13 protein-coding genes and 2 tRNA genes are annotated in these 18,309 nt (G+C 59.9%); 11 read left to right on the plus strand and 4 right to left on the minus strand.

Annotated features, from left to right (window positions below):
* The first annotated feature begins 208 nt into the window (after positions 1–208).
* From RHP74_RS03010 to RHP74_RS03020, 3 genes are all read left to right on the plus strand, one after another.
* The gene (locus tag RHP74_RS03010) at positions 209–1,396 is read left to right on the plus strand and encodes an ATP phosphoribosyltransferase regulatory subunit (RefSeq protein WP_311097746.1); all 1,188 of its coding nucleotides are present in this window, start codon (positions 209–211) and stop codon (positions 1,394–1,396) included.
* A 54-nt stretch (positions 1,397–1,450) separates the two neighbouring features.
* Positions 1,451–2,743 (plus strand): adenylosuccinate synthase, encoded by a 1,293-nt coding sequence (locus RHP74_RS03015; protein WP_010464193.1) that lies wholly within the window; start codon positions 1,451–1,453, stop codon positions 2,741–2,743.
* 150 nt (positions 2,744–2,893) lie between these two features.
* Positions 2,894–4,828: a methyl-accepting chemotaxis protein gene (locus RHP74_RS03020; RefSeq protein WP_311097748.1), complete on the plus strand. Its 1,935-nt coding sequence runs from the start codon at positions 2,894–2,896 to the stop codon at positions 4,826–4,828.
* Between the two features lie 123 nt (positions 4,829–4,951).
* Here the strand turns inward: RHP74_RS03020 and RHP74_RS03025 are convergent, their stop codons facing one another.
* The 4 genes from RHP74_RS03025 to RHP74_RS03040 form a co-directional block, all read right to left on the minus strand.
* Positions 4,952–6,517 (minus strand): iron ABC transporter permease, encoded by a 1,566-nt coding sequence (locus RHP74_RS03025; RefSeq protein ID WP_077750242.1) that lies wholly within the window; start codon positions 6,515–6,517, stop codon positions 4,952–4,954.
* Positions 6,517–7,527, minus strand: coding sequence for an extracellular solute-binding protein (locus RHP74_RS03030; protein WP_169857569.1), 1,011 nt, complete (start codon positions 7,525–7,527; stop codon positions 6,517–6,519). Before RHP74_RS03030 ends, RHP74_RS03025 begins: the two co-directional genes overlap by 1 nt.
* Before the next feature lie 219 nt (positions 7,528–7,746).
* A tRNA-Leu gene (locus RHP74_RS03035) sits at positions 7,747–7,833 on the minus strand.
* 166 nt (positions 7,834–7,999) lie between these two features.
* Positions 8,000–8,086, minus strand: a tRNA-Leu gene (locus RHP74_RS03040).
* Between the two features lie 226 nt (positions 8,087–8,312).
* Here RHP74_RS03040 and rnr point away from each other — a divergent pair.
* From rnr to RHP74_RS03080, 8 genes are all read left to right on the plus strand, one after another.
* Positions 8,313–10,943 carry a ribonuclease R gene (rnr, locus tag RHP74_RS03045; RefSeq protein ID WP_010464189.1) on the plus strand — a complete coding sequence of 877 codons (2,631 nt, stop codon included), beginning with the start codon at positions 8,313–8,315 and terminating at the stop codon, positions 10,941–10,943.
* Entirely contained in the window at positions 10,940–11,707 is a 768-nt protein-coding gene (rlmB, locus tag RHP74_RS03050) for a 23S rRNA (guanosine(2251)-2'-O)-methyltransferase RlmB (RefSeq protein ID WP_010464188.1), read from the plus strand. The genes rnr and rlmB overlap by 4 nt, the downstream gene beginning before the upstream one ends.
* Positions 11,708–12,022: 315 nt before the next feature.
* A complete protein-coding gene (gene rpsF / locus RHP74_RS03055; RefSeq protein ID WP_003217491.1) occupies positions 12,023–12,445 on the plus strand; it encodes a 30S ribosomal protein S6 in 423 nt (140 codons plus the stop codon).
* Between the two features lie 28 nt (positions 12,446–12,473).
* On the plus strand, positions 12,474–12,704 hold the full coding sequence (gene rpsR / locus RHP74_RS03060) for a 30S ribosomal protein S18 (protein ID WP_002551829.1): 231 nt from the start codon (positions 12,474–12,476) through the stop codon (positions 12,702–12,704).
* Positions 12,705–12,740: 36 nt separating this feature from the next.
* A complete protein-coding gene (locus tag RHP74_RS03065; RefSeq protein ID WP_010464187.1) occupies positions 12,741–13,634 on the plus strand; it encodes a hypothetical protein in 894 nt (297 codons plus the stop codon).
* Between the two features lie 19 nt (positions 13,635–13,653).
* Positions 13,654–14,100 (plus strand): 50S ribosomal protein L9, encoded by a 447-nt coding sequence (rplI, locus tag RHP74_RS03070; protein ID WP_003197251.1) that lies wholly within the window; start codon positions 13,654–13,656, stop codon positions 14,098–14,100.
* A 108-nt stretch (positions 14,101–14,208) separates the two neighbouring features.
* The gene (dnaB, locus tag RHP74_RS03075; protein ID WP_010464182.1) at positions 14,209–15,603 is read left to right on the plus strand and encodes a replicative DNA helicase; all 1,395 of its coding nucleotides are present in this window, start codon (positions 14,209–14,211) and stop codon (positions 15,601–15,603) included.
* A gap of 285 nt (positions 15,604–15,888) precedes the next feature.
* The gene (locus RHP74_RS03080) at positions 15,889–18,192 is read left to right on the plus strand and encodes a YgiQ family radical SAM protein (protein WP_077748929.1); all 2,304 of its coding nucleotides are present in this window, start codon (positions 15,889–15,891) and stop codon (positions 18,190–18,192) included.
* Positions 18,193–18,309 lie beyond the last annotated feature (117 nt).

The following is an 18,309-nucleotide window of genomic DNA, read 5'->3' on the forward strand; positions in this document are numbered from 1 at the left end:
TTTTGCGTCTGCACGTTTGATTGCTGTTTTTAGCGGGCGCCCGAGTTGAATGACTCGACAGGTTTTTCGAGGAAAGTGGTTGGCGAAGCCGGTTTCAGGCTTTTCGCCACGTTGTTTATGCGCGTGGTTTGCACATGCGCCGACCATTTTCTGCTTCACTCAAGGCTCGCCCAACGGCTGGCCGCCCGGATCATAGGGGAATGGCGTAATGGCAACGGTAGACTGCTGGCTGCTGCCAGATGGCATCGAAGAAGTACTGCCACCAGAGGCGGCGCGCATTGAAGTCGCGCGTCGTCAGGTGTTGGATCTGTTCCAGAGCTGGGGTTACGAGTTTGTCGTGACTCCCCATATCGAGTACCTGGAATCCCTGCTGACCGGCGCGGGCTCGGACCTCGATCTGCGGACCTTCAAGGTCATCGACCCGCAATCGGGCCGGCAGATGGGTTTCCGTGCCGACATCACGCCGCAAGTGGCGCGCATCGATGCGCACACCCTGCGCCGTGAAGGCCCGAGCCGCCTGTGCTATGCCGGCAGCGTGCTGCATGCCCAGCCGCGCGCCCTGTCGTCCTCACGCAGCCCGATCCAGCTGGGCGCCGAGTTGTATGGCGATGCCAGCCCGAGCAGCGACGTGGAAGTCATCAGCCTGATGCTGGCCATGCTGCAACTGGCCGATGTGCCGGATGTGCACATGGACCTCGGTCATGTCGGCATCTACCGCGGCCTGGCCCGTGCGGCCGGTCTGTCTGGCGAAGTTGAACAGCAGTTGTTCGATGCGTTGCAACGCAAGGCCATCGACGAGGTCATTACCTTGACCGAAGGCTTGCCTGCCGATCTGTCGGGCATGTTGCGCGCGTTGGTCGATCTGTGTGGCGGCCGTGAAGTATTGAGCGCTGCTCGCGAGCGTCTGGCGCATGCGCCAGCGCCGGTTCTGGCGGCGCTGGACGATTTGCTGGCGATTGCCGAGCGTCTGTCCACGCGTTTCCCGGAGTTACCGCTTTATTTCGACCTGGGCGAGTTGCGCGGCTACCACTACCACACCGGTGTGGTGTTCGCGGTGTTCGTACCGGGTGTTGGCCAGTCCATTGCCCAGGGCGGTCGTTACGACGACATCGGCGCCGACTTCGGTCGCGCTCGTCCGGCAACCGGCTTCTCCACCGATTTGAAAACCCTGGTGACCCTGGGGCGTGCTGAGATCAAGCTACCGTCTGGCGGTATCTGGATGCCTGACAGTACGGATGCGGCACTCTGGCAGCAGGTTTGTCAGTTGCGCAGTGAGGGTCAGCGTGTCGTTCAGGCGTTGCCTGGACAACCTTTGGCCGCCGCCCGTGAAGCGGACTGCGACCGGCAATTGATTCAGCAGAACGGGCTTTGGCAAGTATCGCCACTGGCTTCTTGAGTTTTCCTGTCGGCTGCGGCCGGCACCAAGTTTGCGCGAATGAGGACAAGTGTTATGGGTAAGAATGTCGTAGTCCTGGGCACCCAATGGGGTGATGAGGGCAAAGGCAAGATCGTTGATCTGCTGACCGAACATGCTGCCGCCGTAGTGCGCTACCAGGGTGGCCACAACGCGGGTCACACCCTGGTGATCGACGGCGAAAAAACCGTCTTGCACCTGATTCCGTCGGGCGTGTTGCGCGAAGGCGTGCAGTGCCTGATCGGCAACGGCGTGGTGGTTGCACCCGACGCTCTGCTGCGGGAAATCATCAAGCTGGAAGAGAAAGGCGTACCGGTGCGTGAGCGCCTGCGTATCAGCCCGTCCTGCCCGCTGATCCTGTCCTACCACGTCGCGCTGGACCAGGCCCGTGAAAAGGCCCGTGGCGAGCTGAAAATCGGTACCACCGGTCGCGGCATCGGCCCGGCTTATGAAGACAAGGTTGCACGTCGCGGTCTGCGCATCGGTGACCTGTTCCACCGTGAGCGTTTCGCCGCCAAGCTGGGTGAGTTGCTGGATTACCACAACTTCGTCCTGGTCAATTACTACAAAGAGCCTGCGATCGACTTCCAGAAAACACTCGACGAGTGCATGGAATACGCCGAGCTGCTGAAGCCGATGATGCTCGACGTCACCGCCGAGCTGCACGAGTTGCGTCGCGCTGGCAAAGACATCATGTTCGAAGGCGCCCAAGGCTCCCTGCTGGACATCGACCACGGTACCTACCCGTACGTGACCAGCTCCAACACCACCGCGGGCGGCATCGCTACCGGTTCGGGTTTTGGTCCGATGTACCTGGATTACATCCTGGGCATCACCAAGGCGTACACCACTCGCGTGGGTTCGGGTCCGTTTCCGACTGAGCTGTTCGACGACGTGGGTGCATTCCTGGCCAAGCGTGGCCACGAGTTCGGCGCTACCACCGGCCGTGCCCGTCGTTGCGGCTGGTTCGATGCCGTCATCCTGCGTCGCGCTATCGACGTCAACAGCATCTCGGGCCTGTGCCTGACCAAGCTGGACGTGCTGGACGGTCTGGAAACCATCAACATCTGTGTTGGCTACAAGAACCAGGATGGTGCAGTGATCGACGCGCCGACTGACGCCGACAGCTACATCGGCCTGGAGCCGGTGTACGAAGAGATGCCAGGCTGGACCGAATCCACCGTCGGTGCCAAGACGCTGGAAGAGCTGCCGCAAGCTGCTCGCAACTACATCAAGCGCGTCGAAGAGTTGGTCGGTGCGCCGATTGACATTATTTCGACGGGCCCGGACCGCAACGAAACCATCGTTTTGCGTCACCCGTTCGCTTAATAAGTTGTTGATGTAGAAAGCAAAGGGCCCTTGATTGGGCCCTTTGTCGTTTATACCTGCCGGACGGCATGACCTTTGCTGTGATGTTGAATAAAAGCATCGCTTCCAGTGCGCCATCAATTTAATGGCGCCAAAGCAGAGGGATTCCAAGTGTCGGCCGTTCTCTCATTGTTACAAAGCCGTTTGTTGCGGCCTGTGTTCGTTACCCTTGGTATCGCCCTTTTGGTGCAGGTGCTGGTGGCTGTTGCTCTGACTCGGAGCACGGTGACTGCGCTTGAGGCTGATCTTGGTGTGCGTCTGGGTGTCGACAGCCAAAAACTGTCTGGAGAGCTTGAGCAGGCGGGGCGTGAAGTCACGTCGAGCCTGGACAACCTCTCTACCAGCACCCGTCAGCGACTCACTGCCGGCTTGTCTACGCGATTGAAAGACGAGCAGGTGCAATTGCGTGCGACGTTGGAAAAGGATCTCAAGGATTCGGCCAACGACATGGCGCAACTGCTGGCCTCGGTCGCTCCGCGTGCCATGTGGGACAGCGACGTTCCAACCCTGTCCGAATTTGCCCGCCGGGCCCAGCGCAATCCCAACGTGTTGTTCGTGGTGTATGACGACGCGACGGGTCAGCACCTGACGCGCTACCTCAACCGCGAAAACCCGATCAACAAGGCGCTGCTGGAGAAAGGCCAGGGCGAGCGTGCGCTGGACAAAGTGCTGGACGCGGCGAAGAACGATCCATCGGTCTACTACCTCGAAGCATCGATCAACCCCAACGGTGTGGAAATCGGCAAGGTCTTGATGGGTGTCTCGACCGCCTCGGTGGAAACTGATCTGGCGGCCCTGGATAAACGTTTTGCGGCGCTGATCGCCAGCGGAGATCAACTGGTTGGCGACAGCCTCAAAGGCGCGGCCGCCGACAGCGCTACGGCGATGCGTGCGCGTCTGACGTCTGCGCAGGTTACGGCCTCTGAAATGAAAGCCAACACCACCAGCACCGTGCAGGAAGCGGCGTCGACATTGCGCTGGCGCATCGGGATGTTCCTGGCGCTGGTCGGTTGCGGTGTGCTGCTGTTGCTCGCGGTGGTGCTGGGCCGTCGCGTGGTCAATCGCTTGAAAATGCTCATCGCCGCCATGGATGACCTGGCGGCGGGTGAGGGCGACCTGACCAAGCGCGTGCAGATCAATAGCAAAGATGAGATCGGCGATATGGCCGCGGCGGTCAACCGCTTTGTGGATAAGTTGCAGCCGATCGTGCGCGAAGCGGGCGATGTGGCCCAGCGTACCGGTGTGGAAATCGGCGCCATGACCCTGCGCAATGCCGGAGCTGATGCGGCGGCGGGCATGCAGCGTGATGAAGTGGCTGAGAGCCTGCGCGCGTTGTCGCAGATGGCCGATGAAGCCCAATCGGAAAGCAACGCCATGCAGGCTGCGTTGCAGCAAGTGGTGGATATTCGTTCGGCCACCGATGAGAACACTCGAACTTCGGCGAAGGTCGGTAGCCTGATCGAGGCGTTGGCCGGGCAGGTCGATACCGGAGCGAAAGTCATCGAGCATCTGGCGCAGCAGAGCGAACAGATTGAAGTGGTGCTGACGGTGATTCACGGGATCGCCGAGCAAACCAACCTGCTGGCACTGAACGCCGCCATCGAAGCGGCGCGTGCCGGCGAAACCGGTCGCGGCTTTGCGGTGGTGGCGGACGAAGTCCGGGCGTTGGCGAGCAAGACCCAAAGCTCCACCGGCGACATCCAGGCGCACATCGTGGCCTTGCAGCAAGGTGCGCGTGAAGCGGTGGCAGCGATCGGCCAGGCCGGGCGTCAGGCCAATGAAGGTTTGCTGGTATTGCGTGACAGCGCACGGTTGCAGCAATCGGTGCAGGCATCGGTCGAGCAGGTGCATGCGGCGATTGGTCTGGCGACCCAGGCAGCGGCGCATCAGGCGCAAGGTGCACAGGCGGTGCGCGGTCGGGTTGAGACGATTCATGCACAGGCTGAGAAAGCGGCTCAGGCGGTGGTGGAAACCACGGCCAGCGGCAAGGTGCTGGATGGGTTGGCGGCGCAGCTGAAGGCAAGCCTGGGGCAGTTCAGGGCGTAAGACTTGTATTGGTTGAGCTGACGTCATCGCGAGCAGGCTCGCTCCCACGGGATTGTGGGTGGGCACAGAATTTGTGACCACCTCAGATCAAATGTGGGAGTGAGCCTGCTCGCGATGGCGATCTCAACGGCTCAAATACATCCGGGTTGTTAACAGGTAAACCGGCAGCCCCGACACCAGAATCAACAACGCCGCATAAGGCGCCGCTGCCGCGAACTCCACGTTCGCGGTATGCGCCCAAACCTCCGTCGCCAGCGTATTGAGCCCGGTCGGACTCAACAGCAGCGTCGCCGTCAGCTCCTTCATCGCATCCAGAAACACCAGCGCAAACGCTGCACCCAGTGCTGGAAAGATGATCGGCAGTGTCACCCGGCAAAACGCACTGAAAGACGATGCCCCCAGCGTGCGTGCCGCCTCTTCCAGTTGCGGCGCGGCCTTGTTCAGCGCCGTGCGAATCGGTGCCTGCGCCAATGGCAAAAACAGTAGCGCATAAGCGATCAGCAGCAGTGCCGAAGTCTGGTACAGCACCGGCACGTAGTGCAGGGCGAAATACACCAGCGTCAGCGCAATCACCAGGCCTGGCAGCGCGTGCAGCAGATAGGGCAAGCGCTCGGCCCAGATCGCCAGCCGGCCTTTGTGCCGCACCACCAGCAATCCCACCGGCACCGCCAGCACCAGGCACAGTGCAGCGCCACCCAGCGACAACGCCAGGGACGACAGTAGCGCTTCGCTGATTGCTGCCACCGGGAATGCTGCCGACGAACCTACCGCCAGCCAGTACGCCAGCATCCCCAGCGGAATGCCGCTGCCGATGATTGCCAATGCCAGGCAGTAAACCTGTCCGGCAACCGTCCATGGCCCCAGTCGAACCTGTTCCGCCTGCCGCGCTGCGCCCTGGCCGGTGCGCACGTGCCGGCCTTTGCCGCGTACTCGCAACTCAAGCCACAACAGCACCAGGCACAGCGCCAGAAGCACCGCCGACAGCATCGCCGCGTTGGCGTTGCTGAATTCCAGTTCGAACTGTTGATAAATCGCGGTGGTAAAGGTTTGCAGGCCGATGATCGACAGGGCGCCGAACTCCACCAGCATGTGCAGGGCAATCAACAGCGAACCTGCAAGCAGGGACGGCCAAAGCAGGGGGAGGGTAATCCTGAAAAACACGCCCCACCGATTCTGTCCCAGCGTGCGGGCTGACTCTTCCAGGGACGGATCGAGGTTGCGCAGGGTTGCTGCGACGGGCAGAAAGATCAGTGGGTACTTGGACAGGGTCATCACCAGGATCGCCCCGCCCAGGCCTTCGAAATGCGCGCTCAGGGATACCCAGGTAAAACTGCTGACGAACGCCGGCACGGCGAACGGCAAGCACAGGATAACGCCCCACACACGCCGTCCTGGCAGATTGCTGCGTTCCAGCAGCCAGGCAAGGGACAAACCGATCACGCCGCAGGCGACGGTCACGCCGATCATCAGCGCCAGCGTATTGCGCAGCAGCCCGAACACATAAGGCCGCCACAGCAAATGCAGCGCCTCGGCCCAGCCGGCCTGCCAGGTCTTGAGCCCGACATACACCAGCGGCAAAAGGCTGAGCACCACCAGCAGCAAAACCGGCAGCAGCAGCCAGATCGACGGCCGCTTGCGCCGTGGCACGTAACCCCCGCGCGAGGCGGGGGCGGATAACGATGCGCTCATCAGTTCAAGCCAACGTCACGTTCCAGGTCCAGGGCTTCTTCGGCGTTGCCGAGGTCGGCCGGGGTGACTTTCGGTGCCTCCAGTTCGCTGAACGGCTTGAGACCGCGATCCGATTCCATGCCTTTGTGCAGCGGGTATTCGGCGGTGGTCTGGGTGATCACGCGCTGACCTTCTTCGCTGGCCATGTAGGCGAGAAATTGCTGGGCTTCTTTTGGATGCTTGGTGGATTTCAGCACGGCGGCGCTGGAAACAGTGATCAAGCCGCCGACGTCGCCGCCGGTGAAGTAATGCAGTTTCGAGTCGAGCTGGCCTTTTTCCCGTTGCAAGGCGAACCAGTAGTAGTTGTTCACCAGCACGGTGGCGACTTCGCCGTTTTCCACCGCTTTCAGCGCAACCATGTTGTTGCTGTAAGTCTTGCCGAACGCGCGCAGGCCGGTCAGCCATTCTTCGGCCGCGTCCATGCCATGCACTTTGATGATTGCCACGGCCTGTTCCTGGAACGCGCCGCTGGTAGGTACGAAACCGACCTTGCCTTGCCATTTCGGATCGGAGAATTCCATCACCGACTTGGGCAGGTCTTTTTCATCGATCAGTTTCGGGTTGAACGCGACCACGCGGACCCGGGCGGTGATGCCGATCCAGGTGCCATTACCGGCGACGTAGTCTTTCGGCAGAACGGCGAGGGTGGCGGCGTCGGTCTGGGCCAGCAGGCCCTGTTCGCCGAGTTTGTTCAGCGGAGGCGATTCTTCTGTGTAGATCACATCGGCGGGAGAGCGGTCGCCTTCTTCGACGACCTGGCTGGCGAGCTGATTGCTGCTGCCTTTGCGCACGTTGACGTGAATGCCGGTCTTGGCCTCGAAGGCTTTGGCGATGGCGTCGCCGACTTCCTTGTGTTGGCCGTTGTAGAGGGTCAGGGAAACTGGATCAGCAGCCTGGGTGAGGGGAGTGGCGAGTGCCAGGCCGAGCAGGGTGAAGGTCAGGCCGCGGCGCAGGGTATTTCGAAACATCATTCGCAGGGTTCCTCACTGTCGCATTGCAAAAACTTGAAACAATGATAAACGATATTGTTTCTCAAGTGCGCCTTGCGGGGCGCAGAGGGTTTTGCTAGAGGGGGTGCGATCTCTTTGGCGAGGGAGGAGTAATGGCTTGAAGTTTTTGAATGCCAGAAACGCAAAAACCCGCTTTCGCGGGTTTCTGTGAAATCCAAGATCGAAACCTTGAATTTGAATTGGTGCCCAGAAGAAGACTCGAACTTCCACGACCTTGCGGTCACCAGCACCTGAAGCTGGCGTGTCTACCAATTTCACCATCTGGGCATAATCTTCAGCGTCGCCGCTGTTGATGTGGCGCACTATACGGAGAGCGTTTTGATCTGTAAACCCCTGATTTAGATTTAATAAATCAGATGTTTAGAATGCAAAAAACCCGCTTTCGCGGGTTTTTGTGTGAGCCTTGAAATTGATCTAATCTCAAGCTCGTAATTGGTGCCCAGAAGAAGACTCGAACTTCCACGACCTTGCGGTCACCAGCACCTGAAGCTGGCGTGTCTACCAATTTCACCATCTGGGCAGTATCGGCAACGCTAGTGCGTCGTCGATGGCGCGCACTATACGGAGCGTCTTTTTAACTGTAAACCCCTGGCATCAAAAAAACCTGGAAAATTTTACCAGCGGCATTTAAATCAGCTTTGCGCTGTCGATATAAGGCTTTAGATAGGCTGTCGCAGCCTGAAATTTCCCGTTTCATTACGCCTATGCCAAACTAACCCGCATATAGACAAGGTGAAAACTCTCTAATGGCCGATTGGCAGTCCCTCGATCCCGAGGCCGCTCGTGAAGCGGAAAAATATGAAAACCCTATTCCTAGCCGCGAACTGATCCTTCAGCACCTTGCTGATCGGGGTTCGCCTGCTAACCGCGAGCAGTTGGTGGAAGAGTTTGGTCTGACCACGGAAGACCAGATCGAAGCCCTGCGTCGCCGCCTGCGCGCCATGGAGCGCGACGCTCAACTGATCTATACCCGTCGCGGCACCTATGCGCCTGTGGATAAGCTCGACCTGATCCTGGGCCGCATCAGCGGTCACCGTGACGGCTTCGGCTTCCTGGTCCCGGACGACGGCAGCGATGACCTGTTCATGAGTCCGGCGCAAATGCGCCTGGTGTTCGATGGTGACCGAGCCTTGGCCCGTGTGTCTGGCCTCGACCGTCGCGGTCGTCGCGAAGGCATGATCGTCGAAGTGGTGTCCCGTGCCCACGAGACCATCGTCGGTCGCTACTTCGAAGAAGGCGGTATCGGCTTCGTGGTGGCGGACAATCCGAAGATCCAGCAAGAAGTGCTGGTCACTCCGGGTCGTAACGCCAACGCGCAGATCGGTCAATTCGTCGAAGTGAAGATCACGCACTGGCCGACCCCACGCTTCCAGCCGCAAGGCGACGTGGTCGAGGTCGTGGGCAACTACATGGCGCCGGGCATGGAAATCGACGTTGCCCTGCGCACCTACGATATTCCCCACGTCTGGCCTGAGGCGGTGCTCAAAGAAGCCGCCAAGCTCAAGCCTGAAGTTGAAGAGAAAGACAAAGAGAAGCGCATCGACCTGCGTCATCTGCCGTTCGTGACCATCGACGGTGAAGATGCGCGCGACTTCGATGACGCGGTTTACTGCGAAGCCAAGCCTGGCAAGCTGCGCCTGTTCTCCGGCGGCTGGAAGTTGTACGTGGCGATTGCCGACGTTTCCAGCTACGTGAAGATCGGTTCGGCACTGGATAACGAATCCCAGGTTCGCGGCAACTCGGTGTACTTCCCCGAGCGCGTCGTGCCGATGCTGCCGGAGCAGCTGTCCAACGGCCTGTGCTCGCTGAATCCGCACGTCGATCGCCTGGCCATGGTTTGCGAGATGACCATCTCCAAAACCGGCGAGATGACCGACTACTGCTTCTATGAAGCGGTGATTCACTCCCACGCCCGCCTGACCTACAACAAGGTCAGCGCGATGCTGGAAACGCCGAAACTCACAGAAGCGCGTCAGCTGCGTGGCGAGTACACCGACGTCCTGCCACACCTCAAGCAGCTTTACGCACTGTACAAAGTGCTGCTGGCCGCTCGTCACGTGCGTGGCGCGATCGATTTCGAAACGCAGGAAACCCGGATCATCTTCGGTACCGAGCGCAAGATTGCCGAAATCCGTCCGACCGTGCGTAACGATGCGCACAAGCTGATCGAGGAATGCATGCTGGCGGCCAACGTGGCCACCGCCGAATTCCTGAAAAAGCACGAAATCCCTGCGCTGTATCGCGTCCACGACGGTCCGCCACCGGAGCGTCTGGAAAAACTGCGCGCCTTCCTCGGCGAGCTCGGCCTGTCCTTGCACAAAGGCAAGGACGGCCCGTCGCCGAAGGATTACCAGGCCTTGCTGGCCAGCATCAAGGACCGTCCGGATTTCCACTTGATCCAGACCGTCATGCTGCGCTCGTTGAGCCAGGCGGTGTACAGCGCCGATAACCAGGGCCACTTCGGCCTGAATTACGAAGCCTATACCCACTTCACCTCGCCGATCCGCCGCTACCCGGACTTGCTCACGCACCGGGCGATCCGCAGCGTCATCCATTCCAAGCAGAACACCCCGCACGTTCGCCGTGCCGGCGCGATGACTATTCCGAAAGCGCGCATCTATCCATACGACGAAGCGGCGCTGGAGCAGCTCGGCGAGCAATGCTCGATGAGCGAACGCCGTGCCGACGAAGCCACTCGCGACGTGGTGAACTGGCTCAAGTGCGAGTTCATGAAAGACCGTGTGGGCGAATCGTTCCCGGGTGTGATCACCGCAGTGACCGGTTTTGGTCTGTTCGTCGAGCTGACCGACATCTACGTCGAAGGCCTGGTGCACGTCACCGCGCTGCCGGGCGATTACTACCACTTCGACCCTGTGCACCACCGCCTCGCCGGTGAGCGTACCGGTCGCAGCTTCCGCCTTGGCGACACCGTTGAAGTGCGCGTGATGCGCGTTGACCTCGACGAGCGCAAGATCGACTTCGAGATGGCGGAAAAAACCATCAGCGCGCCGATCGGCCGCAAAAAGCGCGGAACTGAAAAGACCGAGCCAGCCGCCAAGACATCGGCCAAAACCGCAGCAGAACCGGCACCGGCAAAAACCGGTCGTCGTCCTGCCAAGGAAAAGGCTGTCGAAGCCTATCGCCCAAGCGATGCTGCGGCGAAAAATGCCGAGCTGCGTAAAAGCCGTGAATTGAAACAGGCGTTACTGTCTGAAGCAAAAAGCGGCGGTAAAGCGGCGTCTGGGGGAAAGACCGGACGGTCGGCGCCTGACAAGGCCCCCGGCAGCAAGCCAAGCAAACACCGTAAAGGCCCGCCGAAAGCGGGTTCGGCCCCAGCCAAAAGCGGCGGTGCGCGTAAACCTAAGGCCAAGTCATGAGTAATCTGGAAAAGATCTACGGCGTGCACGCTGTAGAAGCATTGCTGCGTCACCACCCGAAACGCGTCAAGCAAATCTGGCTGGCTGAAGGCCGCAGTGATCCGCGGGTTCAGACACTGATCGCCCTGGCTGCGGAAAATCGCGTGGCCGTCGGCCAGGCCGAGCGCCGTGAGCTGGATGCCTGGGTTGAGGGCGTGCACCAGGGCGTCGTGGCGGATGTGAGCCCGAGCCAGGTCTGGGGCGAAGCGATGCTCGACGAGTTGCTCGATCGCACCGAAGGCGCGCCGCTGCTGCTGGTGCTCGACGGCGTGACCGATCCGCACAATCTGGGCGCTTGCCTGCGTTCGGCCGATGCGGCCGGTGCGCTGGCGGTGATCGTGCCGAAGGACAAGTCAGCCACCCTGACCCCGACGGTACGGAAGGTGGCTTGTGGTGCGGCGGAAGTGATTCCGTTGGTCGCCGTGACCAACCTGGCGCGAACCCTGGAAAAACTCAAGCAGCGTGGCTTATGGGTTGTCGGTACGGCGGGCGAGGCTGAACAGAGTCTGTACCAGCAAGACATGACCGGCCCGACCATCCTGATCATGGGCGCGGAAGGCAGTGGCATGCGTCGCCTGACTCGCGATCTTTGCGACTACCTGGTGCATCTGCCGATGACGGGCAGCGTCAGCAGCCTCAACGTGTCTGTGGCGACTGGCGTTTGCCTGTTCGAGGCCCAGCGCCAGCGCAGCGTCAAAGCTGCGGCGGGCGGCAAGAAGTCTTAAGCCGGTTGTAATCCCTGTGGGAGCGAGCCTGCTCGCGAAAGCGGAGTAACATTCAGCATCAATGTTGAATGTCATGCCCCCTTCGCGAGCAGGCTCGCTCCCACAGTGGTTTGTGTCAGGGCGAAAAGTTGCGGTGCGAACGAACTGTTCAAATAATCACCAATTGCCTTGCGCCTCTTCTATCCCTTCTCTACAATTGCGCCCCTTGCTGTGACGGCAGGCACTCACGTGTCTATCGCAAGCAAGTCCATAAGTGTCATTCACTCCTTGTCTGACCGTTTTTGAACGGCAGGCTACAACCCGTAAGGAGCATTCATGCGTCATTACGAAATCATCTTTTTGGTCCACCCGGATCAAAGCGAGCAAGTCGGCGGCATGGTTGAGCGTTACACCAAGCTGATCGAAGAAGACGGCGGCAAAATCCACCGTCTGGAAGATTGGGGCCGTCGTCAACTGGCCTACGCAATCAACAATGTTCACAAGGCTCACTACGTGATGCTGAACGTTGAGTGCACTGGCAAGGCCCTGGCCGAGCTGGAAGACAACTTCCGCTACAACGATGCAGTGATCCGTAACCTGGTCATCCGTCGCGAAGAAGCCGTTACCGGCCAATCCGAGATGCTCAAGGCTGAAGAAAACCGCAGTGAGCGCCGTGAGCGTCGCGACCGTCCTGAGCACGAAGGCGCTGAAAGCGCTGATAGTGATGACAGCGACAACAGCGATAACGCTGACGAGTAATCCACGGACCTTTTAAGGAGCCTATCAAATGGCACGTTTCTTCCGTCGTCGTAAATTCTGCCGCTTCACCGCTGAAGACGTGAAAGAGATCGATTACAAAGATCTCAACACTCTGAAAGCCTACGTATCCGAGACCGGCAAAATCGTTCCAAGCCGCATCACCGGTACCAAAGCTCGTTATCAGCGTCAGCTGGCCACCGCTATCAAGCGCGCCCGCTTCCTGGCCCTGCTGGCCTACACCGACAGCCACGGCCGCTGAGACCGGGCAGTCGACACGTAGCAAAGGATTGAATGCATGCGCGCCTTAGCTGAGTTCATCATGCGCGGCCGTATGCAGGCCACTCTGGTAGTGGCTGGATGCGCAATACTGCCGTTGTTGTATTGGTTGGGTGCTGCCGCCGGATGCCTTGTGCTCCTGCGGCGCGGATTGAAGGACGCCATTGGCGTACTTGCTCTGGGGCTGCTGCCGGCGTTGATCTGGTGGCTTTACTCCGATGACCCACGGGCACTTCTGGTGCTGCTGGGGTCTTCGAGCCTTGCGTTGGTTTTGCGCGCAAGCGAGTCCTGGAACCGCGTGCTGCTGGTCAGCATAGCGATGGGAGTGGTGTTTGCAGTGGTGCTGGGGACAGTTTTTGCTCCCCAAATCGAGATGCTGGCGCAGGCTTTGATAAAAGTCATGCCGTCGCTACTCGGTGATGTCTACCAGAAGTTGTCGGTAGACGAGCAAGCGCATTTTGCGTCCCTGATTGCACCGGTCCTGACCGGCCTGATTGCGGCCTTGTTGCAAATCGTCAGTGTGCTGAGCCTGATTGTCGGGCGCTACTGGCAGGCGTTGTTGTACAACCCGGGTGGTTTTGGTCGCGAGTTTCGCGCCATCCGATTCCCGCTTTTACCAGCGATGTTGCTGCTGGCGTTCATGCTTCTGGGGCCGAATATCGGTCCACAGATGGCCATGTTGACGCCGTTGTGCAGCGTACCGCTGGTGTTCGCCGGGCTGGCCCTGATTCACGGGCTGGTGGCGCAAAAGCGACTGGCCAGGTTCTGGCTGGTGGGGTTGTACGTCACGCTGTTGCTGTTCATGCAGCTGATCTATCCGTTGCTGGTGGTCTTGGCCATCGTCGACAGCTTGATTGATTTTCGCGGTCGTTCGACGCCGAAAGACGTCGATAGCGCGAACGGTGAAGGTTAAAAGTTAAGAGGATTTTCACATGCAACTGATCCTTCTGGAAAAAGTCACCAACCTGGGCAACCTGGGTGACAAAGTAAACGTTAAGGCTGGTTACGGTCGTAACTACCTGCTGCCTTACGGCAAAGCTACCGCTGCGACCGCTGCCAACCTGGCTGCGTTCGAAGAGCGTCGCGCTGAGCTGGAAAAAGCCGCAGCAGACCGTAAAACTTCGGCTGAAAGCCGTGCCGCCCAACTGGCTGAGCTGGAAGTGACTATCACTGCCACCGCTGGTGACGAAGGCAAGCTGTTCGGTTCGATCGGTACTCACGACATCGCTGATGCACTGACCGCCTCTGGCGTTGAAGTGGCAAAAAGCGAAGTTCGTCTGCCGAACGGCACCATCCGCAACGTAGGCGAATTCGACGTAGCCGTGCACCTGCACGCCGAAGTTGAAGCCACCGTACGCGTTGTCGTGGTAGCAGCTTAAGCAGCACTTGTCGGCTGGCACCCTCGGGTGCTTGCCGGTAACATCGGGCACGATCCTGTTTACAGGTCGTGCCCTTTGTCTTTCTGAAACCCCCAATTTCTAGTGGCCATGAACGATATCTCCGCTCCCGAGCAATACGATCTGCAAACCGCTGCCCTGAAGGTGCCGCCGCATTCCATCGAGGCCGAACAGGCCGTGCTCGGTGGTTTGATGCTGGACAACAACGCCTGGGAACGCGTGTTGGATCAAGTGTCGGACGGCGATTTCTATCGGCATGACCACCGTTTGATCTTCCGCGCGATCGCCAAGCTCGCCGACCAGAACTCCCCCATCGACGTCGTGACCCTTGCCGAGCAATTGGACAAGGAAGGTCAGACCTCGCAGGTCGGTGGTCTCGGATACCTGGGTGAGCTGGCGAAAAACACGCCGTCCGTCGCCAACATCAAGGCGTATGCGCAGATTGTTCGTGCGCGGGCAACCTTGCGCCAACTGATCGGCATTGCCTCCGAAATTGCCGACAGTGCCTTCAACCCGGAAGGCCGTACCGCTGAAGAGATTCTCGACGAAGCCGAGCGCCAGATCTTCCAGATCGCTGAGGCCCGGCCAAAGACCGGCGGCCCGGTGAGTGTGAATGACCTGTTGACCAAGGCTATCGACCGCATCGACACCTTGTTCAACACCGACAACGCCATTACTGGTCTGTCCACCGGTTACACCGACCTCGACGGAATGACCAGTGGCTTGCAACCGTCTGACCTGATCATCGTCGCCGGCCGTCCATCCATGGGTAAAACCACCTTTGCGATGAACCTGGTGGAAAACGCCGTGTTGCGCAGTGACAAGTGCGTACTGGTGTACTCGCTCGAGATGCCAGGCGAATCGCTGATCATGCGTATGCTGTCGTCCCTCGGCCGTATCGACCAGACCAAGGTCCGTGCCGGTCGCCTGGACGACGACGATTGGCCGCGCCTGACCTCGGCGGTCAACCTGCTCAACGATCGCAAACTGTTCATCGACGATACGGCCGGCATCAGCCCGTCGGAAATGCGTGCGCGGACCCGACGCCTGGTGCGTGAGCACGGCGACATCGCCCTGATCATGATCGACTACCTGCAATTGATGCAGATCCCGGGTTCGGGCGGTGACAACCGGACCAACGAGATTTCCGAGATCTCCCGTTCCTTGAAGGCCCTGGCCAAGGAATTCAACTGCCCGGTGGTGGCGTTGTCCCAGCTCAACCGCTCCCTGGAGCAGCGACCGAACAAACGGCCGATCAACTCCGACCTCCGGGAATCCGGAGCGATCGAGCAGGATGCGGACGTGATCATGTTCGTGTACCGGGACGAGGTGTACCACCCGGAAACCGAGCACAAAGGCATCGCCGAGATCATCATCGGCAAGCAGCGGAACGGCCCGATCGGAACGTCGCGGCTGGCATTCATCGGCAAGTACACCCGCTTCGAAAACCTCGCACCGGGCAGCTACAACTTCGACGACGAGTAACGCCCAGGCAGGACGCTTGCCTGTGGCGAGAGAGCTTGCTCCCGCTCGGCTGCGCAGCAGTCGCAAAGCTGAGGAATGCGGTCCGTCTGGAAAAATTCGGTCGAAGGTTTTGGGGCCGCTTCGCTGCCCAGCGGGAGCAAGCTCCCTCGCCACAAGGGTTGCGCCTGGCCTCTGGATCTTTGCGCGAAACGGGCGCCGCAATTTCCGACCATAGCCGTCGGAATTGGTTGTTTTTTGTGCTATATTCCGCGCCCGCGATTTTTCATCTCAACACCGGTCATCGTCATGCAAACAGCCAAGCCGTTATTTGACTATCCCAAGTACTGGGCCGAATGTTTCGGCCCGGCGCCATTCCTGCCGATGAGCAGGGAGGAGATGGATCAGCTTGGCTGGGATTCCTGCGACATCATCATCGTCACCGGTGATGCGTACGTTGACCATCCATCGTTCGGCATGGCAATCATCGGCCGGCTGCTGGAGTCGCAAGGCTTCCGCGTCGGGATCATTGCCCAGCCAAACTGGCAGTCCAAAGACGACTTCATGAAGCTCGGCGAGCCGAACCTGTTCTTCGGTGTCGCGGCCGGCAACATGGATTCGATGATCAACCGCTACACCGCCGACAAGAAAATCCGTTCCGATGACGCCTACACCCCGGGTGGCCTGGCGGGCAAACGTCCGGACCGCGCGAGCCTGGTTTACAGCCAGCGCTGCAAGGAAGCCTACAAGAATGTACCGATCGTGCTCGGCGGCATCGAAGCTTCCCTGCGTCGCATCGCCCACTACGATTACTGGCAGGACCGGGTGCGCAACTCGATCCTGATCGACGCCTGCGCCGACATCCTGCTCTACGGCAACGCCGAGCGTGCGATCGTCGAAGTCGCCCAGCGTCTGTCCTTCGGTCACAAGATCGAAGACATCACTGACGTGCGCGGCACCGCGTTCATCCGTCGTGACACGCCGAAAGACTGGTACGAAGTCGATTCCACGCGCATCGACCGTCCGGGCAAGGTCGACAAGATCATCAACCCGTACGTGAACACCCAGGACACCCAGGCCTGCGCGATCGAGCAGGAAAAAGGCCCGGTTGAAGACCCGAGCGAAGCCAAGGTCGTGCAGATCCTGGCCAGCCCGAAAATGACCCGCGACAAAACCGTGATTCGTTTGCCTTCGGTCGAGAAAGTCCGTGGCGATGCGGTTCTGTACGCTCACGCCAACCGCGTGCTTCACCTGGAAACCAACCCGGGCAACGCCCGCGCCCTGGTGCAGAAGCATGGCGAAGTCGACGTCTGGTTCAACCCGCCGCCGATTCCGATGACCACTGAAGAAATGGACTACGTGTTCGGCATGCCTTACGCACGGGTTCCGCACCCGGCGTATGGCAAGGAAAAAATTCCTGCCTACGACATGATCCGCTTTTCGGTGAACATCATGCGTGGCTGCTTCGGTGGCTGCACCTTCTGCTCGATCACCGAGCACGAAGGCCGGATCATCCAGAACCGTTCCGAAGAATCGATCATTCGCGAAATCGAAGAGATCCGCGACAAGGTACCAGGCTTCACCGGCGTGATTTCCGACCTCGGTGGCCCGACTGCGAACATGTACCGCATCGCCTGCAAGAGCCCGGAAATCGAATCCGCGTGCCGCAAGCCGTCGTGCGTGTTCCCGGGCATCTGCCCCAACCTGAACACCGATCACTCATCGCTGATTCAACTGTACCGCAGCGCCCGTGCCTTGCCGGGTGTGAAGAAGATCCTGATCGCGTCCGGCCTGCGCTACGACCTCGCGGTCGAGTCGCCGGAATACGTCAAAGAGCTGGTGACCCACCACGTCGGCGGTTACCTGAAGATCGCCCCGGAACACACCGAGGAAGGTCCGCTCAACCAGATGATGAAACCGGGCATCGGCAGCTATGACAAGTTCAAGCGCATGTTCGAGAAGTACTCCAAGGAAGCCGGGAAAGAGCAGTACCTGATTCCGTACTTCATCGCCGCCCACCCGGGCACCACCGACGAAGACATGATGAACCTGGCCTTGTGGCTCAAGGGCAACGGCTTCCGCGCCGACCAGGTGCAGGCGTTCTACCCGTCGCCGATGGCCACTGCCACCGCGATGTACCATTCGGGCAAGAACCCGCTGCGCAAGGTCACTTACAAGAGCGACGCCGTGACCATCGTCAAGAGCGAAGAGCAGCGTCGCCTGCACAAGGCGTTCTTGCGTTACCACGACCCGAAAGGCTGGCCGATGCTGCGTGAAGCGTTGACCCGCATGGGCCGCGCCGACCTGATCGGGCCGGGCAAGAACCAGTTGATCCCGCTGCATCAGCCGGCGACCGACAGCTACCAGAGCGCCCGTCGCAAGAACTCGACGCCGGCCGGCAGTCACAAGGTTGCAGGGGAAAAAACCACCAAGATCCTGACCCAGCACACCGGCCTGCCACCGCGTGCCAGCGATGGCGGCAATCCGTGGGACAAGCGTGAACAGGCCAAGGCGGCGGCATTCGCCCGCAACCAACAGGCGGCCAAAGATCGCAAGGACGCGGCCAAAGGCAAGGGACCGAAGCCTGCGCGCAAGCCGGTAGTGCCGCGCTAATCGCTGACCGCTGATAACAGAACGCCAACCTTCGGGTTGGCGTTTTTTATTGTCTGCTGATCGTTCCCACGCGCTGCGTGGTAATGCCTCAAGGGACGCTCCGCGTCCAGTGACGCG

This window comes from Pseudomonas sp. SG20052, from assembly GCF_031766055.1.
Taxonomy (GTDB): domain Bacteria; phylum Pseudomonadota; class Gammaproteobacteria; order Pseudomonadales; family Pseudomonadaceae; genus Aquipseudomonas; species Aquipseudomonas mandelii.